The 20,354-nt window shown below is 45.8% G+C and carries 17 protein-coding genes; 15 read left to right on the forward strand and 2 right to left on the reverse strand.

Annotated features, from left to right (window positions below; all coding sequences use genetic code 11):
- Positions 1–28 precede the first annotated feature (28 nt).
- The 3 genes from AC58VC_RS12505 to mqnC all read left to right on the forward strand — a co-directional run bounded on the left by AC58VC_RS12505 (position 29) and on the right by mqnC (position 3,640).
- A complete protein-coding gene (locus AC58VC_RS12505) occupies positions 29–1,195 on the forward strand; it encodes an aminotransferase class I/II-fold pyridoxal phosphate-dependent enzyme (RefSeq protein ID WP_497369786.1) in 1,167 nt (388 codons plus the stop codon).
- Positions 1,195–2,367, forward strand: a complete 1,173-nt coding sequence (locus AC58VC_RS12510) for a trans-sulfuration enzyme family protein (protein WP_497369107.1) — start codon at positions 1,195–1,197, stop codon at positions 2,365–2,367. Before AC58VC_RS12505 ends, AC58VC_RS12510 begins: the two co-directional genes overlap by 1 nt.
- 136 nt (positions 2,368–2,503) lie before the next feature.
- Complete coding sequence (gene mqnC, locus AC58VC_RS12515) at positions 2,504–3,640, forward strand: cyclic dehypoxanthinyl futalosine synthase (RefSeq protein WP_145659965.1); 1,137 nt, start codon at positions 2,504–2,506, stop codon at positions 3,638–3,640.
- A gap of 68 nt (positions 3,641–3,708) precedes the next feature.
- Here mqnC and AC58VC_RS12520 read toward each other — a convergent pair whose 3' ends face one another.
- Entirely contained in the window at positions 3,709–4,812 is a 1,104-nt protein-coding gene (locus AC58VC_RS12520; protein WP_497369108.1) for a GGDEF domain-containing protein, read from the reverse strand.
- A gap of 194 nt (positions 4,813–5,006) precedes the next feature.
- Between AC58VC_RS12520 and ytxC the strand changes: the two genes are divergently transcribed.
- The 5 genes from ytxC to AC58VC_RS12545 all read left to right on the forward strand — a co-directional run bounded on the left by ytxC (position 5,007) and on the right by AC58VC_RS12545 (position 11,345).
- The gene (ytxC, locus tag AC58VC_RS12525; protein WP_497369109.1) at positions 5,007–5,948 is read left to right on the forward strand and encodes a sporulation protein YtxC; all 942 of its coding nucleotides are present in this window, start codon (positions 5,007–5,009) and stop codon (positions 5,946–5,948) included.
- A 343-nt stretch (positions 5,949–6,291) separates the two neighbouring features.
- Complete coding sequence (thrS, locus tag AC58VC_RS12530; RefSeq protein ID WP_497369787.1) at positions 6,292–8,226, forward strand: threonine--tRNA ligase; 1,935 nt, start codon at positions 6,292–6,294, stop codon at positions 8,224–8,226.
- A 179-nt stretch (positions 8,227–8,405) separates the two neighbouring features.
- Positions 8,406–9,041 (forward strand): 3D domain-containing protein, encoded by a 636-nt coding sequence (locus AC58VC_RS12535; protein ID WP_497369110.1) that lies wholly within the window; start codon positions 8,406–8,408, stop codon positions 9,039–9,041.
- A 327-nt stretch (positions 9,042–9,368) separates the two neighbouring features.
- Positions 9,369–10,889: a methyl-accepting chemotaxis protein gene (locus tag AC58VC_RS12540; protein ID WP_497369788.1), complete on the forward strand. Its 1,521-nt coding sequence runs from the start codon at positions 9,369–9,371 to the stop codon at positions 10,887–10,889.
- Positions 10,890–11,039: 150 nt separating this feature from the next.
- Positions 11,040–11,345, forward strand: coding sequence for a hypothetical protein (locus AC58VC_RS12545; protein ID WP_497369111.1), 306 nt, complete (start codon positions 11,040–11,042; stop codon positions 11,343–11,345).
- A 48-nt stretch (positions 11,346–11,393) separates the two neighbouring features.
- Here the strand turns inward: AC58VC_RS12545 and AC58VC_RS12550 are convergent, their stop codons facing one another.
- Positions 11,394–12,680, reverse strand: coding sequence for an ammonium transporter (locus tag AC58VC_RS12550; RefSeq protein ID WP_497369112.1), 1,287 nt, complete (start codon positions 12,678–12,680; stop codon positions 11,394–11,396).
- 283 nt (positions 12,681–12,963) lie between these two features.
- Between AC58VC_RS12550 and liaF the strand changes: the two genes are divergently transcribed.
- From liaF to AC58VC_RS12585, 7 genes are all read left to right on the forward strand, one after another.
- Positions 12,964–14,079, forward strand: coding sequence for a cell wall-active antibiotics response protein LiaF (gene liaF / locus AC58VC_RS12555; RefSeq protein WP_497369113.1), 1,116 nt, complete (start codon positions 12,964–12,966; stop codon positions 14,077–14,079).
- Positions 14,080–14,088: 9 nt separating this feature from the next.
- On the forward strand, positions 14,089–15,153 hold the full coding sequence (locus tag AC58VC_RS12560; RefSeq protein ID WP_497369114.1) for a HAMP domain-containing sensor histidine kinase: 1,065 nt from the start codon (positions 14,089–14,091) through the stop codon (positions 15,151–15,153).
- Positions 15,146–15,793 carry a response regulator gene (locus AC58VC_RS12565; RefSeq protein ID WP_497369115.1) on the forward strand — a complete coding sequence of 216 codons (648 nt, stop codon included), beginning with the start codon at positions 15,146–15,148 and terminating at the stop codon, positions 15,791–15,793. Before AC58VC_RS12560 ends, AC58VC_RS12565 begins: the two co-directional genes overlap by 8 nt.
- Positions 15,794–15,881: 88 nt before the next feature.
- A complete protein-coding gene (locus tag AC58VC_RS12570; protein WP_145659944.1) occupies positions 15,882–16,295 on the forward strand; it encodes a YugN family protein in 414 nt (137 codons plus the stop codon).
- Positions 16,296–16,440: 145 nt separating this feature from the next.
- Positions 16,441–18,030 (forward strand): S1C family serine protease, encoded by a 1,590-nt coding sequence (locus AC58VC_RS12575; protein WP_497369116.1) that lies wholly within the window; start codon positions 16,441–16,443, stop codon positions 18,028–18,030.
- A 148-nt stretch (positions 18,031–18,178) separates the two neighbouring features.
- On the forward strand, positions 18,179–18,868 hold the full coding sequence (locus AC58VC_RS12580) for a response regulator transcription factor (protein ID WP_497369117.1): 690 nt from the start codon (positions 18,179–18,181) through the stop codon (positions 18,866–18,868).
- A 1-nt stretch (position 18,869) separates the two neighbouring features.
- On the forward strand, positions 18,870–20,339 hold the full coding sequence (locus AC58VC_RS12585) for a sensor histidine kinase (protein WP_497369118.1): 1,470 nt from the start codon (positions 18,870–18,872) through the stop codon (positions 20,337–20,339).
- The last annotated feature ends 15 nt before the right edge of the window (positions 20,340–20,354 follow it).

Genomic DNA, 20,354 nt, shown 5'->3' on the forward strand with positions numbered 1-20,354 from the left:
CCCAAATCATGAGGAGGAACTCCCTTTGTTGAAAATCGAAAGTCGTCTCGCCCAAATTGGCTCCATCGAAGAACCTGTAACTGGAGCTATCAGCTTCCCTGTTTATCAAGCTACTGCTTTCCGTCACCCGAAGCTCGGTCAAAGCACTGGTTTTGACTACGCGCGTACCAAAAGCCCAACTCGCAAAGTGCTTGAGGATGCGATCGCTCAATTGGAATCCGGAGATGCCGGTTTCGCATGTTCATCCGGGATGGCCGCGCTGCAAACGGTGTTTGCCTACTTTAGTCAAGGCGATCACTTGATTGTTTCCTTGGATCTATATGGCGGTACGTACCGTCTGCTTGAGAAAATCATGTCTCGCTTCGGTGTAACGGCTACGTATGTAGATACGAACGATTTGGATGGTTTGGAGACTGCTTACCGTTCGAATACCAAAGGGCTGATCATTGAGACGCCGACGAATCCACTCATGATGATCACAGATATCGAACTTGTATGTACATGGGCCCGTAGGAAGGGTATTGTGTCCATCGTCGACAATACGCTTTTAACTCCCTATTTACAGCGTCCACTAGAACTGGGTGCAGACGTCGTCGTTCACAGCGCGACTAAATATTTGGGTGGACACAACGACGTGCTTGCCGGTCTGATTGTGACCAAGGGCAAAGAACTTTCAGAACAAATGGCGTTCCTTCACAATTCGATTGGAGCTGTTCTTGGTCCGCAAGACAGTTGGCTGTTGATGAGAGGCATGAAGACGCTGGCGCTTCGTATGGAGCGTCACGAGCAGAATGCAACAGCCCTTGCGAACTTCTTGCTGGAGCACCCGCTCATCAGCGATGTTTATTATCCGGCACTGGAGTCTCATCCAGGTCATGCCATTCAAAACAAGCAATCCAGCGGAAACACAGGAATTTTCTCCTTTAAAGTGAAAGACGCCAGACTGGTTGAGCCGATTCTGCGTCACATCCAGCTTATTGCCTTCGCGGAGAGCTTAGGTGGCGTTGAATCGTTGATGACATACCCGGCTGTACAAACGCATGCGGATATTCCGCTTGAAATTCGTCAGCAAATCGGTGTGGATGATCGCCTTCTGCGCTTCTCTGTTGGGATAGAACATCAAGATGATCTCATTGCAGATTTAGCGAATGCACTCAGCCTAGCACAAGCTGAATTAGAAGGAGAATCCCTGTAATGAGCCATTCACCGAACGATAAACGCAAGCCTCACGGCAAATTCGCTACAAAACTTATACATTTCGGCGCTGCGATTGATGAAGCGACAGGCGCTTCCAGCGTGCCCTTATATCAGGCGTCAACCTTCCATCAAGCCGATTTAGAGGTTTCTCCAGAATATGATTATACGCGTTCCGGTAACCCTACCCGTCAAGCCCTGGAAGACTACATTACAGTCCTTGAGGGGGGAACGCGCGGCTTCGCCTTTGCATCCGGCATGGCTGCGATTTCCTCGGCTTTCATGCTCCTTTCCCAAGGAGATCATGTCATTGTGACGGAAGACGTGTACGGCGGTACATATCGCTTGCTTACAACAATAATGAATCGGATGGGGGTAGAGTCAACGTTCGTCGATATGACGGATATTGCTGAGGTTCGTGCAGCGCTGCGTTCTAACACAAGAGCTGTGTTCCTTGAAACACCTTCCAATCCAACACTCAAAATCACCGACATTGCCGAAGTAGCTGCTTTTGCCAAAGAGCACGATCTACTGACGATGCTGGATAATACATTCATGACGCCTTACCATCAACGTCCAATTGAGCTAGGAATTGATATTGTGCTTCACAGCGCAACCAAATTCCTGGGCGGACACAGCGATGTCCTTGCTGGACTTGCTGTAGTTGCGAATGATAGCCTTGGCCGCAGAATGAAGCAGATCCAGAACGGGTTAGGTAATGTTCTTGGCATTCAAGATTCATGGCTGCTTATCCGCGGAATGAAAACTTTGAAAGCTCGTATGGAAGTGTCAGAGAAAAGCGCTCAAAGATTGGCGCAATGGTTATCCGAGCAGCCTGACATTGAGGTTGTGTATTACCCGGGACTTCCGAACCATCCTCGCAGAGAGGTTCATGAAAAGCAGTCCCTCGGCTATGGGGCTGTAGTTTCGTTCGATGTAGGATCCGGCGAGAAAGCGAAAAAGATGCTGAGCAAAGTGCGCATACCGCTTGTAGCCGTTTCCCTTGGCGCTGTTGAGAGCATTTTGTCCTATCCGGCTATGATGTCTCATGCCGCGATGCCGAAGGAAGTTCGCCTGCAGCGAGGCATTACTGACGGTCTTGTCCGCTACTCGGTTGGTCTTGAAGACATTGAAGACATAATTGAAGATTTGGAGCAAGCGCTTCGCGGATAAATGATCCGGAATTCCCACAATAGTCATATTTGAAAAAGGTTCCTACTTATGAAAAGCAGCAATTTGCTGCTTTTTTGGCATGAATATGGTACGATGAATGGATACGAGCCATCAGAAATTAAAGGAGTGAAGAGCTGTGAAACCGATCGATCGTATTTTAAATAAAGCACAATCAGGCGGGCGAATTGATGTAGAAGAGTGCATTACACTGTTCGAATCCGATCAAATAGAGAAAATTGGCGATACTGCGAATCAAATTATGAAAAAATGGCATCCGGACCCGATTACTACGTTTGTTATTGGACGGAATATCAACTATACAAATATTTGTGATGTGTACTGCAGATTCTGTGCGTTTTATCGTGCACCAGGTTCAGCTGAAGGGTATGTATTGCCGGACGAAACCATTTTCCAGAAGATTCAAGAGACACTGGATGTGAATGGTACGGAAATTCTGATGCAAGGCGGAACCAATCCGAACTTGCCATTCAGCTATTACACGAACATTTTGCGTGAGATTAAGAAGCGTTTTGACATTACGATGCACTCTTTCTCACCAGCTGAAATTATGAAAATGAAAGACGTTTCAGACGGCTTATCCTTAGAAGAAGTTGTTCGCCAACTGCATGAAGCTGGACTGGATTCCTTGCCTGGCGGCGGCGCCGAAATTTTGGATGACCGGACTAGACGTAAAATTAGTAAGCTCAAAGGCTCATGGCGCGACTGGATGGATGTGATGCAAACCGCTCACAAAATTGGTATGCATACAACGGGCACCATGGTTATCGGTTTCGGTGAATCGATGGAGGAGCGTGCGCTCCACATGCTGCGTATCCGAGATGCACAGGACGATGTATTGATGCAGAAGCTTAATACACCAGGTTTCCTTGCGTTCATTCCGTGGACATTCCAACCGGATAATACGAACATGAAGGCAGAGAAAGTAACGCCTGAGGAATATTTGAAAACATTAGCAATTAGCCGGATTATGCTCGACAATGTTCCGAACTTCCAATCCTCTTGGGTAACCATGGGACCTGAAGTGGGTAAACAGACCCTGAGCTACGGCTGCAACGACTTCGGTTCTACGATGATTGAAGAAAACGTGGTATCCGCGGCGGGTACGACGCACAAAGTCAACGTTACTTCAACGCTGGACATCATTCGCCAAGCGGGCAAAATTCCTGCACAGAGGAACACAAAATACCAAATTTTGCGTGTTTTCGACGACGTGAATGTGAAGATTGATAAAGATTTTGTCATGCAGAATTAATCTTTAACGCATTAATAAAGAAGCCTCCATCCCACTTGTATCGTGGTTGGAGGCTTTTTTTGCATGAATTATCGCGCATCCTGCTGCAAGGGAGCCGTGTGGATGATCGTTTTGTTTTTACCCGTTTTCTTGGCTATGTATAAGGATTGATCGGCGCCAGCGAAAAGCAGCTCTTTGGAGGTCCCTGGTTGGTATTCACTGAGCCCGATAGAGATGGTGACAGCTTGACCTTTCAGCTCTTCCTGTTTCATTTGGGAAATTTGCCACCGGATTCTTTCCAGTAAATCAAACACCACATCGGTGTTCTTCTCTGTGAAAATGATAGCGAACTCTTCGCCGCCGTATCTGGCCACAAAGTCATTGAGACCTATATGATTTTTCAAGGCGCTACTAACGTTTTTCAAGACAGCATCCCCAGCTCTGTGGCCGTAAGTATCATTAACTTTCTTGAAATTGTCAATGTCGAGCACGGCGAGATGAATGCAGAAGTGACCTAGAGCGTTTTGCATAATGAGCTCATCCAAGTATTCATGGAAGGTAATATGGTTATACAAATCAGTTAGCGCATCTGTTTTGGAGAGTTTGTCCATGATAATATTTTTGATCAATAGTTCCTGTTTCAATTCTGTTGTGATTTGCAAATTGTTCAGGATTTCAACGCCGCGCTTGATAATTCCGAAAGTAACGATCGAAATAATGCTCAGCACCGGCAATATGGTTAGGAGATCAACAAATGTATAATCTGCGAGTAAACGCAATTTTACAGTAAAAAGAATAGAGAAGGAGACTAGTGATAAGGCTACGGAATAAATAATTTTGGAGAATTGCAGGTAAAAAATAGAAACAAAAACCGGGAGTAAAAGGTAAAGGATGACGAGATTTATTTCGTAATTGAAGTAAATAATCGTGAAGGACAAGATCGCACCGCCGCTAATGATTTGGTAATCCAGCAGCTTTTTATAATATTTATTGGTCGATTCTAGTACGAGTAGGATAAGGATCATGGTGAGGACGGAAATAATGAGATGCCCTGACGTGTTGGAAGCATCCCTTTTTGTGGTAAAAGAGTAGAGAAGTTCGAATGGTAGCTGAAGCATGACAAGGAACCAGTAGGTGTTCAGTAACTTGCGGTTCCAAGCGTGTCTGTGCAGCTGGTATGCGTCTATTTGCATGGATACTCACTCCAATATGAGACTAAAGCACTATGATGACTATCATAGCATGAAAATTTGCGGGATTGGAATACCTTTACTTAAAGATTTGATAAAAAATACTGAAAGGAAATGGCAATTTGTTCGTTGTATATCTCCTACCTATCGACCATATACTCTTAAGAGGAGGATGTATTGATGGAAGGAGTGAGGGTATGGAGCTGTTTACTATCGTGATCATGAAGGTTGATGAGTCATACGTGCGTTCGCTAAGCGCTCAAATAGAACGTGAGCTGCAACTTTTACATATTGTTGAAAGTGGATGGACAATTGCATACGAATGGACAGAAACACATGCATATATCCACCTTGAATCGAAGTTAACTGACAAGGAAATTTCGGCAGTGCGAGGCCAGATGAGGCCGAATCTCGCTGGTGTACTAGCAGATCACATCATTGCAGAGAAGGAATCGAATATTTTACGCAACCTGCTTATCAAAGAATTTAAGTATGAGACCAAAGAAGACCTGGAAGCTATCGAAGGTTATTGCAAACCATCCGTATATACAGACACAGGGATGGAAGACTCCCCTGTTCTCACCAACAGCTTTGGTATTCAACGACGCAGACAAGTATTAGTCGACCAGCTTATGCTGGCTTTAGAAGAAACTTCAAGGCTCAGCTTGGACGGCTTCCTCCATTTCCGCTTGCAAGATTACACGGACGAGCTGCGGGAAATAGCAGAATATGCGATAGATGAATTCATGATGGATCGCCAGTACCAGGAATTTATTTCTCTTTTGCAATATTTTGTGTATATTCAAGAGGCTAAAATCCCGGTTGTTCATCTCATCCATAAAGGTGGTCATGAGTTTGTTATTTTGAATGATCGCATGGAGCTTATTGATGCCAATGAATTTGATGCCTCTTTTAAGATGGAAATGTTGGAGAAGGACATTAATTTCGAAGATATGATCGTAAGCACGCTGATCACGGTATCTCCTGCAAACATCTATATTCACACGAGAGATGCGGATATGACGATCATTAAAACGATTAGGCAAATCTTCGAGGATCGAACTACGGTGTGCTCATACTGCCGAACATGTGACATTTATTTAGGGGAAGCGAAAAAACAAGATCAACTATCCCCTTGACCTTGAACGAAGAGCCAATTATAATAGTGTTCGAAGGCGTTAATCAAAGACAAGAACTTTCTGCAAGAACTGCACAGAGAGAGGAGACTAGGCTGCAATCTCCTTCAGTGAAACAGTTAGTTTACCCCTTTGTAGCCGTGTTGTGGAATTCGGCCTGAATGGCAGGCTGTTAGTATTCAACACCGGAATCATTCCCGTTACCGAATGCTGATGAGGATTCGCCATGGCTCGAGTAGACATGAAGCGAATCGAACTAGGGTGGAACCACGAGCTGAGCGCACTCGTCCCTTATGGGATGCAGTGTGCTTTTTTGCGTTCAATCACATATACAGGAGGAACGAAGATGGTTGTACAAGTGAAATTACCAGATGGCGCAGTGAGAGAGTACGCAGTTGGAACGACCATTGAGCAAGTGGCGGAATCCATTTCATCCGGACTGAAGAAAAACGCGGTAGGCGGTAAAGTGAACGGAAAATCAGTTGATTTGTCATTCGCTTTGGAAAATGATGCAGACGTTGAGATTTTGACACTCGACAATGAAGCGGGATTGGAAATGTATCGTCACAGTACTGCTCATTTAATGGCTCAAGCTATTAAACGCATTTACGGTGACAAGGCTGTAAAATTAGGAATCGGACCTGTCATTGAAGACGGATTCTACTACGATATCGATTTGGATACTCCCCTGAACCCAGAGGATTTGGTGAAAATCGAGAAGGAAATGGAACGCATCTCCAATGAGAACCTGGCGATTACTCGCCGCGTGGTTTCCCGTGAGGAAGCCATTCGCATTTTCACTGAGATGGAAGATCCGTACAAACTTGAATTAATCCGCGATTTACCGGAAGATTCCGTGCTCACTATTTATGATCAAGGTGAATTCTTTGATTTATGTCGCGGACCGCATTTGCCATCCACTGGCAAGATTAAAGCTTTCAAACTGTTAAGCGTAGCAGGTGCTTACTGGCGTGGAGACGCGAAAAACAAAATGCTGCAGCGCATCTACGGAACTGCGTTTCCTAAAAAAGCGCAGCTGGATGAGCATTTGCATTTGCTCGAAGAAGCGAAAAAGCGTGACCACCGCAAGCTAGGCAAAGAGCTTAAAATGTTCGCGTTCTCCCGTGAGGTGGGTCAAGGTTTACCGCTTTGGCTGCCAAACGGTGCCAAATTGAGACGCACAATGGAGCGTTACATTGTAGACTTGGAAGAGCGTTTAGGCTACCAACACGTGTACACACCGGTTCTTGCCAATGTTGAGCTGTACAAAACTTCCGGTCACTGGGATCACTATAGCGAAGATATGTTCCCGAAAATGGTCATGGACAATGAAGAACTTGTCCTTCGTCCGATGAACTGCCCGCATCATATGATGGTTTATAAAAGTGATATGCGCAGCTACCGTGATCTGCCAGTTCGTATCGCAGAGCTTGGAACTATGCACCGTTATGAAATGTCAGGCGCATTAACTGGTTTACACCGTGTTCGCGCAATGACACTGAATGACGCTCATATCTTCTGTCGTTTGGATCAAATTAAGGAAGAGTTTTCACGTGTAGTTACCTTGATCCGTCAAGTATATGCTGACTTCGGCATTACTGACTACCGTTTCCGCCTTTCTTACCGCGATCCTAAGGACACTGAGAAGTATTTCCAAGATGATCAAATGTGGGAAACTTCCCAACGCATGTTGCGTGAAGTTGTAGAAGAATTAGGACTTCCGTTCTATGAGGCTGAAGGGGAAGCGGCTTTCTACGGGCCTAAGCTTGACGTTCAAATCAAAACAGCGCTTAAGAAAGAGGAGACTCTTTCCACAGCCCAAATTGATTTCTTGCTGCCAGAGCGCTTCCAGCTCGAGTACACTGGTGAAGATGGCCAGAAGCATCGTCCGGTTGTTATTCATAGAGGGATCATCTCGACTATGGAACGGATGACAGCATTCTTGCTTGAAAATTTCGCAGGTGCTCTGCCAACTTGGTTAATGCCGGTGCAAGCCAAAGTCATTCCTGTATCGCCTGCATTTGAGGAATTCTCAAATAAAGTGACTGAGCGTCTATTGGCTGCAGGTATTCGTGTCGAAGCGGATAACCGCAATGAAAAGCTGGGTTACAAGATTCGTGAGGCGCAGCTGGAGAAAATTCCGTTCATGCTCGTTGTCGGGGAAAATGAAGTAACGAACGAAAGCCTATCTGTCCGCAAACGTGGTCAAGGGGACTTGGGTACACATCCGATTGAACAAGTTATCGGCATGATCAATGAAGAAATCAGCAAAAAACTATAATCGCATACCATGCAAGCAGAGAAGAGTGATTCTTCTCTGCTTTTTTTGTTTTCAAAATTAGGCATTTTGGTATGTATAAGGGAACGCAAAGGGGGCATTTTAATCTGTGAGTCTGCATATGGAGGTTTAATTCTGGAATGAACTGGACAACCTGCAATAGTAGGGGAGGTATCAAAACGATGTTTACTGCGTTATTTACTAAGCCCAAGTGGCTTGGGACATGGATGATCATGAATGTTTTGATTGCGCTTTTCGGACAAGAAACAAGAAACACGGCAGAAACCGTAAGCCATATACAAGTGCCGCATCAAATGGATATCCCGAGCAATTCGGAACCTGTTTCTGTGCCAGTAACACAAGATCGTAAGCAACAAATCAATTATCGCTATGTGCCTAAACTGGACTCGGACTTGTCCAAACTTAAGGCGGTTGAAGTGACGGCTACCGGGTATTATGCAGGTAAAGAATCCACGGGGAAAACTCCGGGTCATCCTGAGTATGGGATTACTTTCTCTGGGATCAAAGTAAAGCGGGATGATAAAGCATTATCGACCATCGCTGCAGACACGAAAGTTTTTCCGCTCGGCACGGTTTTGTTTATCCCGGGATATGGTTACGGGGTAGTTGCCGACACAGGAAGCGCGATTAAAGGGAAGAAAATTGACTTGTATTTTGACACGAAAGATCAGGTCTACAAGGAATGGGGCAAAAAAACCGTCAAAGTATTTATCGTCAAGCAGGGGAATGGCAAGGTGACTGAGCTCATTTGGAATCAATTGAAGGATGAGATCATAGCTCCTACCAAATCTTTGTAAAAGTTGTTCAGGCTAAATTTTTTCATCATAAAAAATCCTGTTTGGGAAACTATAAACATACAGGAGGTGATTGAACATGGCTAAGAACAAAAACAAGAAAGCAGCACAAGACGTAGAGTTCGCTACGGAAACTGCGGTACCTAACAAGCAGCAACAAACGAACACACAAAACCAAAACAAATAACGAATAACCATAACCATAGCAATGAAAGAAAAGCAGGGGCCTGAAAGGGTCTCTGCTTTTTTATTTCTTTTCATATTCGCCTATTTTCGATATAATGTAGCAAAATCTAACATTTGCCCTTCTGGGAGGAGTGCCAATTGCTTATGCAGGCAGAGACGAAACTGAAAGCTTGGTTGTATGGTTTTATTCTCATCGGTATTGCAGTAAGTGTAATCGCTTTATTCTCAACATCTATTTGGTTCACGGCTGCAGGGTTGGCTGTTTTTTTATTTTTAGGGATATTGACCATTGCTATGAGTAAGGCATCAAGCGCTTCACTCCATTGTGAAAAGGCGCAGCAGGAGCAGTTCCGGACGTTTATACAGGAGTCGCAGGTAGTTGCGGATCGCTTGGCAGCGGCGGTGGAAGAAGTGAATCGCTCTATCAGTCAACTGCTGCACATTGCGGATGCTTCTATTCAAGGGGAAGAGGATTTGAAAGCTCGCAGCGATCAAGCGGTTGGACAGCTGCAGGAAGCGTTCGCAGCGATTCAGCAGGTGGCGGCAGCAGCTGACCATATTTTAGATTCATCGCTACATATGAATAAAGAGAGTGAACAGACCAAAGACACAGTTGTTGATGTGTGCCGCTCCCTGAATGCGACTGACGAGGTCATGAGCGATCTGCATATCAATAATGATACGATGCAACGCAAGATTCAGGATCTTACCAGTCATACTTCCAAAATCGAAGAAATCAATACGTTCATTGCTGAAGTGGTCTCTCAAACGTCGTTGCTTGCCCTTAATGCTTCCATTGAGGCCGCTAGGGCGGGTGAGCAAGGGCGCGGGTTTTCGGTTGTCGCGCAGGAGATCAAGAAGCTGGCTGCGCAAAGCCATGATGCGGTGACAAAATCCTCGGAAATTTTGACCGCTATTGAGAGTGGCGTTGCGCAAGTTGTAACAGCCGTTGCAGAAGAGAAGAAGTCAGTTGCCTTAGGAATTAGCGAAATGAAGGTGATGAAAGAAAAAATCGATACGATTTTCTCTCTAATCCTGAATGTGAACAATCTCGTCGCAAGTACAACAAGTTCAACCAAGACGCAGTCCACCCTAGTAACAGGCACGAGGTCCTCGCTCGGTCAAGTGGTAGATCTCATGAACGAAACTATGGACAGTGTCGAGAATACGCTTTTGCAAATGAAAAAGCAGCGCCAGGAAGTTTCGATGCTGCAGCACATCAACCATAATCTTGATCGCTCCTCGACAGAGCTTATCCAAGCCATTCAAGCGGTTGGTTTGCAAAATACGAAAGGAACAACAAACGTCAATATCCAAGAGATGAAGCAGCTGCTCAGCTCCCTTGTGCTTAAACCTGACATCACTTCCCTCGTCGATACGAGCCACACCGCTCTATTAAGCGCAGTTTTGAAGAAAACGGATGGTATTGAGGCTATTTGGTCGAACCGAGCAGATGGCACCTTCATTTTTTCATTGCCGGAAGCTGGCTTGGTCAGTGGAAAGGGGAGACAGTGGTGGAAGCGGGCGATGGCTGGTGAACTTTTCGTTTCGGAGGAATACGTGTCAGCTATTACGAAAAAGCCGTGTATTACCTTATCAAAAGCAATAATAAGTGACACGGGAGTCCCTATTGGTGTTGTAGGAATCGATTTAATATTGAAATAATGGTTCTCAAAACCATTGTTTTAGTGTAAAATAAGATTACTGTGATGAATGTTAACATGGAGAGATAGGTGAGTGACTATGCTGAATGCTATGCGATTAAACGGTAATTCTCAAAGGACATCTAGGAAAGCCGCGGAGGTATTTCCTTTCTTGGAAGCTTACATTACCCGCAAGGAACAGCAAGCTTTAGAGATCGAGCAGGTAGTGGAGCGTTACGAAATGAAGAGAATGAAGGAAGAGCGAGCTTATCAAGCAATGTCTTCACTTCGTCGCATGTTTACGGGGAAGAAACCTGACCATCATCTGGCCGTTGAATATATCCATTATGTGAAGAAGCCAATGGAGCAAGTGAATAAACTGCGTGCCGAAATCGCACGTGCCAGACAGATTATGAACGAATCCAAACCTGGCGAGGACATTACCATTCCCGATGATTTCGAAGAACTGCTTAACTAATATAGAGATTAAAACCCTTCCGGATGGAAGGGTTTTTTGCTGTCATATTTATCCTTTTTTCAACTGTTCCAAATCCAGAAAACCGTCTTCTTGGCTATAAGCGGGAACCCCGTGGATTCCTACATCCAAGCCTACGAGCTCTTCATCACTGCTCACACGTATGGGTACGATAAGATTAATGAGCTTCATGACGCCCCAAGTAATGGCGAAGCCCCAAATACAAATCGTGACGAGACCTAATGCTTGAACACCTATCAGGCCGAATCCGCCGCCATAAAATAAACCGGCTGTTCCCTCGCGTATGGTATCAGGCTGAGCGAATAAGCCTACAGCTAATGTTCCGATGCTGCCGCTGATCCCGTGCACAGGAAACGCTCCGACAGGGTCATCGATTTGCCTAGCTTCCAGCATTTCCGTTGCGTAGACCATCGCGATTCCGCAAATAGCTCCAATGAAGATGGCGGCAGCATCACTAACAAATGCACAACCAGCAGTGATGCCAACGAGTCCTGCAAGTGCGCCGTTGATGACCATTGGCGGGTCAGCCTTGCGATAGCGCATCATTGTAAACAGGATGCAGGTTGCGCTGCCTGCAGCAGCAGCCAACATGGTCGTTACAGCGATATGGCCGATCGATGTATTGGTAGCGCTTAGTGTACTGCCGGAGTTGAAGCCGAACCAGCCAAACCATAGGATGAAGGCACCTACGGAAGCTAACGGTAAATTGGAGGGCGGCACGATGTTGGCTGAGCCGTCGGCAGAAAATTTACCGATCCGGGGGCCGATAATCATAGCAGCTGCGAGTGCGGAGAATCCGCCAAGCGCGTGGATAACGGCCGACCCAGCGAAATCAACCATCCCTAGCTTTCCAAGCCAGCCACCTACAGCCCATACCCAGTGGCCGGCAATCGGATAAATTAAACCTGTCATGGCAATGGTGTAAAGGATGTAAGCTCGGAAGTTGATGCGTTCTGCGACAGCACCTGATACGATGGAGATAACAGCAATTACGAAAGCGCATTGGAACAGCCAATAGGTTTCATGTGAGATGTTAAGCACGATGTGTGTTAAATCTCCTCCCATGAAAAAGCCGCTCGTTCCGATGATTCCGCTTGCATCTTTGCCATACATGAGTGCAAAACCGATGAAATAAAAAACAAGTGCTCCGAAAGCGATATCAACAAACACTTTCATGATGATGCTCACGGCATTTTTCTGTCTGACAAAGCCTGCTTCCAGTAACGCGAAGCCCCCTTCCATCAATAAAATCATGGCAGCAGTTAGTACCACCCATATGGTATCTAGACCGCTGGAAAGCTGCTGGATTTGATCCATTTGTAATCTCTCCCTTATATTCGAAGCGTTCTGATGGAACAATTATACGGTTCTCATGATAAACATGTCAACGAAATACGTAAGAATACATAACATGCATGGCGCATTGTTCGTATCTTCCAAACTCATGTTAGTTATTTGTGGGTTGTGTTCGGAAAACTCAGTCTCTAGACCGAGGCAGCCTTCAATCCTTCGTCTCTTTTCAATCGTGCTTGTATCTTATAGACTAGAAGTATCTTAACAACGATGTACACAAATGGAGGAAGAACGTATGAATCCGCATATGTTTCAACGCATAATTTGGGGGCTTGTCCTTGTGACGGCAGGTATCCTTTTTTTACTTAATCAACTGGGGTTCATTCATATTGACCTTGCTTATATGTTTTCCACGTATTGGCCTGTCATTCTCATCTTTTATGGCCTCGTCGGATTCCTATGGCAGCGCAAGTATCATTGGGGAGGTTCAATCTGGAGCTTGCTCGTTTGCGGGGTAGGAACGATTTTCCTTCTTAAGAATCTGAATCTCACCGATCGCTCGCTTGGAGACATGTTTAAATTTTTGGCCCCTGTTGCCTTGATCTTATTCGGGCTGAACGTCATCTTTCGACCTGGTCGTAGAGAATCGCCTGACTGGCTTTCAATGAAAGAAGCGAAAGAGCAAGCAAGAAGAGAGAGACGAGAGGCAAGGCGGAAGGAGCACGAGAAACATAGTAGCCCGTGGGACTCCTCCGGTTGGAATCATTCTGCGACGAAGGCACCTAATAAGGAAAAAGTAGAGCGAGACCCTTTCTCGGGAAATGAAACGAAGCATACATTAAGCGATGAGGAAAAAGAAGTTCTCAAGGATATTCATGGCGAATTTCATCAAAAGCATGCGGAAGAATGGCTTGGCTCTGGAGATCCAGCCGCGAAGAGGCCTACGGTTCAACCTGAATCGCATGCTCAGCCGAAAACACAAAATCTTCATGGCCACGGTCACCACCGATACGATGACTTCGTGCGCAACTTTGATTCAGGCGATGTTCTTCATCGTCACGGCTTCATCGGGGATGTGCATCTGGGGCAAGAAGCTTGGGAATTAAAACCGATTCAAATCTCTCACTTCATTGGAGATTCTGTTATTGACCTAACCCGAGCTGCAATCCCACTTGGAGAAACAACGATTCATGTAACGGCCTTTATCGGCGACGTGAAAATATTTATTCCTAACGATCTGGATGTAGAAGTTCGGGTGATGGCAAGTTCTTTTATAGGGGATATGAAGGTTCTTGATCGCCGTGAGAGTGGATTCTTGCGCAGCGTGAGAACACAAACCTCTCATTATGAAGAAGCTGAGCGGAAGCTTATCGTCACGACAAGCATGTTTATTGGTGATATCACAATCAAAAAGATAGGTTAAGGATGGAGCATGTACAAATTGCGAATGTTCAATATGAAGTGGCAGCTGCTGAATTACTTTCTGATTTCGAGCTTACTCACCGTCTCAAGTATTTTTATTGTGCTGGAATACTATAGCAAGGAGCTCGCATCGTGGGAGTTCCGGATGTGGTTTCTCATTGCCATTTTAGCGGTCTGTTTAACAGTAGGTTATATAGCAACCAGGAGATGGCAGCGTAAGGTTGATGAACTTCATGTGGCTATGCTTGAACTATCTAAAGGCAATTTCAGTAGTCGTGTTGAGCTTGAGCCTGTTGAACCGTTCATGTACTTATATGATGCTTTTAATAAAATGGCAGCTTCTATTGAAGATCGTGTTCAGCTGCTGCAGAAACTTGGCGAGGCCGAAGCGATTCGCGATCAAGAGCTTACAGAGAATGCCGTAATGGAAGAACGGCGCCGGCTTGCACGTGATTTGCACGACACGGTCAGCCAGGAGCTGTTCGCGATTCATATGTCTGCTTCCTCATTGCCCAAAATATTGGAAAGAAACCCTGATGCTGCGCGGGCGGTAATGGATCAACTGATTCAAATGTCGCACCATGCCCAGAAGCAGATGCGAGGTTTGATTTCACAGCTTAGACCAATTGAATTAAATGATAGGAGCCTTCAAGAAGCCCTGGAGAAGTGGTTTCCGGAATATTGCCGGACCCATGAGCTGCAGGGCCAGCTTGATGTTTCTTTGCGTGAAACGATTTCAGAAGCGATTGAGCATCAATTTTTCCTCATTATCCAAGAAGGTCTTGCGAATGTCGTGAAGCACGCTTCTGCCAAAGGAGTGCGGTTGGCCATTTATGAAAGAGAGCATCAATATGTGCTTCAACTGCAAGACGATGGGCAGGGATTCGAGCGGAAGGATATCTCTTCAGCTTCCCATGGTTTATCCACCATGAGGGAACGAGCGCAAAAGCTGGGCGGCGATGTGGAGATCGACAGTAAATTAGGTTCAGGCACCCGTGTTAGAGTACGCATTCCGCGCTTTACAGGACAGACTGGCATTGTCACAAAGGAAAGAGAGGGAGAAGTGCATGAGTAACATTAAAGTAATGATTGTTGATGATCACGATATGGTTCGCGTAGGATTAAGAACTTATATTTCTATGGAACCGGGGCTGGAGGTTGTGGGGGAAGCCAGCAATGGCCAGGAGGCGTTCGATAAGCTAAACGGCGAGCTGTCCCAAGGGCTCCCAGATGTTATCTTAATGGATCTTACGATGCCCGTGCTCGACGGGATTGGAGCAACGAAATTAATTTACGGCAAATTTCCGCAAGTCAGAATTATTATGCTAACCAGCTTTCTGGAGGAAGCCAAAGTCCTTGAGGCTGTGGAGTCGGGAGCTATCAGCTATATGCTGAAAACCATCTCTTCAGATCAATTGATTCACGCCATCCAGAGCGCATACCGCGGCATGCCTGTGATGAATTCGGAAGTTTCGCTGGCACTTACGAGAGGTGTTAGGCAGCGCAACGCAATGCCGGAGGAAGAAGGACTTACTTCACGCGAGAAGGAAGTGCTGTTATTGATTGCAGAAGGTAAAAGCAATAAAGACATTTCTGAGGAACTTTTTATTAGTATAAAAACGGTTAAAACGCATGTCAGCAATCTGCTGATGAAGTGTGAATTGGATGATCGTACACAGTTGGCTATCTTTGCACACCGTAAAGGCTGGGTTTAATGAGATAGGCATATTTGACACATAAAAACTACATTTTGGAACACTCTATGCGTAAGGAAACTAATATGAGCGCTTAAGGAGTGTCGGAATGAAAACAATATCATCATCATTAGAACAGGTCAAAGAATCTTTTGACAGTGTTAGAGACCACCTGCATGAGTTTGACTTTGCACTCGGCGGCAATTGGGATTATGACCATGGTTATTTTGACCGCTTTTTAGATGAAGCTCATAAGGTGTGGTTGCGAATTCCCTTTCAAGTTGTGACGGGGAGAATCGATGGCGATACGGAGGCGACAGATGCCATCGTAGAAGTGGGAACCCCATTCGTGCTGAAACATGTCTACAATGAGGGCCTTGATCAAGCGGCAGAAGCGGAAACCTATGGAGCGATGATTGATCAGTTTCAAGCGCCGCTCGATCCGGATGCTGAAGTAGACGACAAGTGGGTAAAAGAAGCTGCGGGTCTGCTCAAAAAGGTTGAACAAGCTTGGCTGCAATAGAAGCGTCCTTTTTTTACCTCCATTTTATTGTTTTTTAATATTCGTTTAAGGTTGTGAGTGCATGATAGTACCATAGACAGCAAGACATAAACCAACTAACGAACATGCACTTTATAACTCATATAAACAAATGGAGGTAAGAAGTATGGAAGACAACAAAAAAGACTACAGCGATTTCTTCAAGTCGCAGAATAACAATAACGATTCGAATGACACAACGAACCCTAAAGAAATGAACTCTGAAGAACCGCATGACCCGAACAAAGAAAGACCTTCCTACTATTATTCTTATGGACCTTACAAGTCAGCCTTTAACGAGAATAACGAACAGGAAGCACTTACAACTTCCGCATCAAGTACAGAGGGAACTTCCAGTGTTGAGGTTACTCCGCCTAAGAACTTGCGCCCATTCAGCTTCGGCCCAGATGTAAGTTCTACACAAGGACCTGGCCCTTGGGATCCGCATGCTAGAAAACGTTCTTCTATAAAAAGCGTTTTCGCTGCTTTCATGGCAGGTGCCTTGGTCGTAGGCGCACTCATGTTCAGCGCTGACAAATTGAACTTGTTCACAGGCAATCAGCCGCTGGCTTCAGGCAGTACGGCCACAGCTACGACGAAGAGCTCTAGCGATAACGGTGAAGTGAAGAACGTAGGGCTTGACGTTGTCCGCCCAGGCAACATTTCCGCGATTGCCCAGAATGCTGGGCCAGCTATCGTGAAGGTCGAATCTTTGGTGAAGCCGAAACAGTCGACGCGCGGCGGCAACTCGCTTTTCGATGATCCGTTCTTCCGCCAATTCTTTGGAGATAACGGCGGAGGTACCGCACCGAAAAGCGGTACGGAAGGTTCGGCCAGCGGCGAGCTTCAGCCAGCAGGCATGGGAACAGGGTTTATTTTCGAGAAAACGGGCTATATTTTAACGAATGAACACGTGGTAGACGGAGCTGATGAGGTTCAAATTACGGTTGAGGGTTACGATAAACCGTTCAAAGCCAAACTGCTTGGAAACAGCTACGATCTAGACTTGGCTGTCCTCAAAATTGAAGGCGACAAAGATTTCCCGATTCTCCCTCTTGGCAAAGCAGAAGATGTGAACGTTGGAGATTGGGTTGTTGCCATCGGTAACCCTTACGGCTTTGATCATACGGTAACCGTTGGTGTGCTGAGTGCGAAGGAACGTCCGATCAGCATTCCAGATACGAAAGGAACACGCGAGTATAAGCATTTGCTTCAAACGGATGCTTCCATTAACCCTGGTAACTCCGGCGGACCTCTGCTCAACTTGAATGGTGAGGTTATCGGAATTAACACAGCGGTAAGCTCGCAAGCCCAAGGTATCGGATTCGCGATTCCGACTAGCACAATCTCTTCGGTATTGGATAACCTGAAAAACAACGTTCAAATTCCTAAAGAACCAGTTCCTTACTTGGGTGTAGGTTTACAGGATATTGGTAAAGACTGGGTTAGCGAATTGAAACTTTCAAATACGGATGGGGCATTGGTTGGCAGCGTTCAACGTAAAAGTCCTGCTTTCCAAGCTGGTCTTCGCCAATATGATGTAGTTGTTGATATTAACGGCGCTAAGATCAAGAACTCCCAGGAGTTGATTACGAAAGTTCAAGCAACAAAAGTCGGCGATAAAGTAACGTTGGGTGTTATTCGCGACGGCAAACGCATGGATGTTCCGCTTACAATAGGAGACAAGAATACGTTGGCTGAAACGCCTGCTGAATAATAGAAAGCAACCCATCTATAAACAGAGATTCGTTCGTACGATAAAAAGGAAGTGGAGACCCGCGGGCTGCATGCTTGCAGGCTCTGCTTCTTTTTTGCATGCCAAGCTGATTTTGATACAATGAAGAGAAAGATGGGGGGGCTGACCGATGAGAGAAAATATTATGGTTATCGATGATGATGAGAAAATTACGTCTATGTTAAGACGTGGCCTGGCATTTGAAGGCTATTCCGTTGAAACGGCAAGCAATGGTGCAGAGGGACTCAAGCAAATGCTGAGAGCGGAGCCGAATTTACTGATCTTGGACGTGATGATGCCGCATATTGACGGCTGGGAGGTTGTGCGCCGTATCCGCGAAAGCGGCAGCGAGGTGCCGATCTTGATGTTAACAGCCAAAGATGAAATCAGCGATCGTGTGAAAGGCTTGGATCTTGGAGCTGACGATTATTTGGTCAAGCCCTTTGCGCTGGAGGAATTGCTCGCGAGGGTGCGAGTTCTTTTGCGTCGTAGAACGGAGCGGACTGAGCAGCCTACGAACCGTTTGAACTATGAGGATACGATACTTGATTTGGATACGCGCGAGGTTTTCCGTGACGATAAATTGATTGAATTGACAACCAAAGAATTTGATTTGCTGCACCTGTTCATGCAGAATCCGAAGCGTGTTCTTTCGCGCGATATTATTATGGAAAAAATATGGGGCTACGACTACAGCGGCGAATCCAATGTGCTCGAGGTATACATAGCGCTGCTTCGTCAAAAAACGGAAGAGTTCGGCCATAAACGATTGATTCAAACCGTCCGGGGAGCGGGGTACGTATTGAGAGGAGAATTCTGATATGTCGCTTCGTTTGCGGCTGACGCTTTGGTATTCAGGTGTTTTGGCATTGACGATGCTGCTTTTCGGGATTGTGCTGTATGTTTTCTTGAATTACTTTTTGTACGATCAGATCCGTCAGGATTTGAAGCGAGAAGGGGAGCAAAGCTCCTTGCGTATTCAGAAGAGCATCGCCCTTTCGCAAAAGGGGCTTGTCGTGGAATTAGAGCTAGAGAACAGAGATTTCAATTCAACGAATACATTCCTGCAATTATACAATGTGAACCTCAAAAGCTTTAATCGCTCGGCAAACCTGCAATTTTATAATGTTGCTTTGCCACTGGATACTTCTAGCATCGATAAATTAAAGGTGGACGATGATGGTTTTTATCAAAAGACCAAGGTGCTTGGACAGGATTTCCTCATCTATTATCAAGGGATCTATAATCAAACCAGTCAACTGATTGGAATTCTCCAAGCGGCCGTCCCTATTGGCAGCTATGAGAGAACGGCCGTTACCCTTAAGTATACGCTGATGTTCTGGGCATTGCTTACGATCATCGTTGCTGCTTCGCTTGGGTGGTTTTTATCGAGAAAGGCGCTTCAACCGATCGAACGCGTGATTGATGCAGCGAATCAAATTGGGAGCGGGGACGATTTAGAGAAACGAATCGAGCACCAAGGGCCGCTGGATGAAATCGGCCGGCTCACCCAAACGATTAACGGTATGCTCTCACGTATCCAGATTACCTATCTGGAGCTGGATGAAGCTTACCGTGCGCAGCGGAGATTCGTATCGGATGCTTCTCACGAGCTCAGAACACCCCTGACGACGATTCGAGGGAATGTGGATCTTTTGGAGAAAATGTGGAAGAAAACGTCAGGGACGGAACTCGCCACACCGGAGCAGATGCAGATGTCGCTGGAAGCGATGCACGATATTGCCGGGGAAGCGCAGCGGATGAGCAGGCTCGTGAATGATCTTCTCGCGCTTGCTAGAGCAGATGCAGGGGTTGTCATGGAGAAGAATCCTGTCGAAATGCTGCCGCTCGTTCAGGAGGTCGTGAGAAGGGCTCAATTATTGGAGCATACCGCGGACTGGCAGGTGGGTGATCTGGAGGATCTAGAGCAGGCCATCGTACAAGGTAATCGCGATTATTTACAGCAGCTGTTGTTTATTTTCATTGAGAATGCGTTCAAGTATACGCCAGTTGGGACTGTATCGCTTCATGTGTCGCGGACGAATAATTTTATCGGTATTCAAATTGCAGATACGGGGATCGGGATGGATAAAGAAGATATTCCCCATATTTTCGACAGATTCTATCGTGCTGACTTATCTAGAGGGCTAACTACGGGTACGGGGCTAGGTTTATCGATCGCCAAATGGATTATAGATGAGCATGGAGGATCCGTTGAAGTGACGACGCGCAAGGATGAGGGCAGTACATTTATGATATGGTTGCCGGCTAACTTTCCTCTACCTGTGTAATCCGTTATAATAAAA

The organism is Paenibacillus sp. J22R67 (assembly GCF_059692175.1).

Coding starts and splice junctions, on each gene's coding strand:
- AC58VC_RS12580 (WP_497369117.1), top strand. CDS start 18,179: ATGAGAGAAAATATTATGGTTATCGATGATGATGAGAAAATTACGTCT.
- AC58VC_RS12575 (WP_497369116.1), top strand. CDS start 16,441: ATGGAAGACAACAAAAAAGACTACAGCGATTTCTTCAAGTCGCAGAAT.
- AC58VC_RS12540 (WP_497369788.1), top strand. CDS start 9,369: ATGCAGGCAGAGACGAAACTGAAAGCTTGGTTGTATGGTTTTATTCTC.
- liaF (WP_497369113.1), top strand. CDS start 12,964: ATGTTTCAACGCATAATTTGGGGGCTTGTCCTTGTGACGGCAGGTATC.
- AC58VC_RS12565 (WP_497369115.1), top strand. CDS start 15,146: ATGAGTAACATTAAAGTAATGATTGTTGATGATCACGATATGGTTCGC.
- AC58VC_RS12585 (WP_497369118.1), top strand. CDS start 18,870: ATGTCGCTTCGTTTGCGGCTGACGCTTTGGTATTCAGGTGTTTTGGCA.
- thrS (WP_497369787.1), top strand. CDS start 6,292: ATGGTTGTACAAGTGAAATTACCAGATGGCGCAGTGAGAGAGTACGCA.
- ytxC (WP_497369109.1), top strand. CDS start 5,007: ATGGAGCTGTTTACTATCGTGATCATGAAGGTTGATGAGTCATACGTG.
- AC58VC_RS12560 (WP_497369114.1), top strand. CDS start 14,089: ATGTACAAATTGCGAATGTTCAATATGAAGTGGCAGCTGCTGAATTAC.
- AC58VC_RS12550 (WP_497369112.1), bottom strand. CDS start 12,680: ATGGATCAAATCCAGCAGCTTTCCAGCGGTCTAGATACCATATGGGTG.
- AC58VC_RS12520 (WP_497369108.1), bottom strand. CDS start 4,812: ATGCAAATAGACGCATACCAGCTGCACAGACACGCTTGGAACCGCAAG.
- AC58VC_RS12535 (WP_497369110.1), top strand. CDS start 8,406: ATGTTTACTGCGTTATTTACTAAGCCCAAGTGGCTTGGGACATGGATG.
- AC58VC_RS12510 (WP_497369107.1), top strand. CDS start 1,195: ATGAGCCATTCACCGAACGATAAACGCAAGCCTCACGGCAAATTCGCT.
- AC58VC_RS12570 (WP_145659944.1), top strand. CDS start 15,882: ATGAAAACAATATCATCATCATTAGAACAGGTCAAAGAATCTTTTGAC.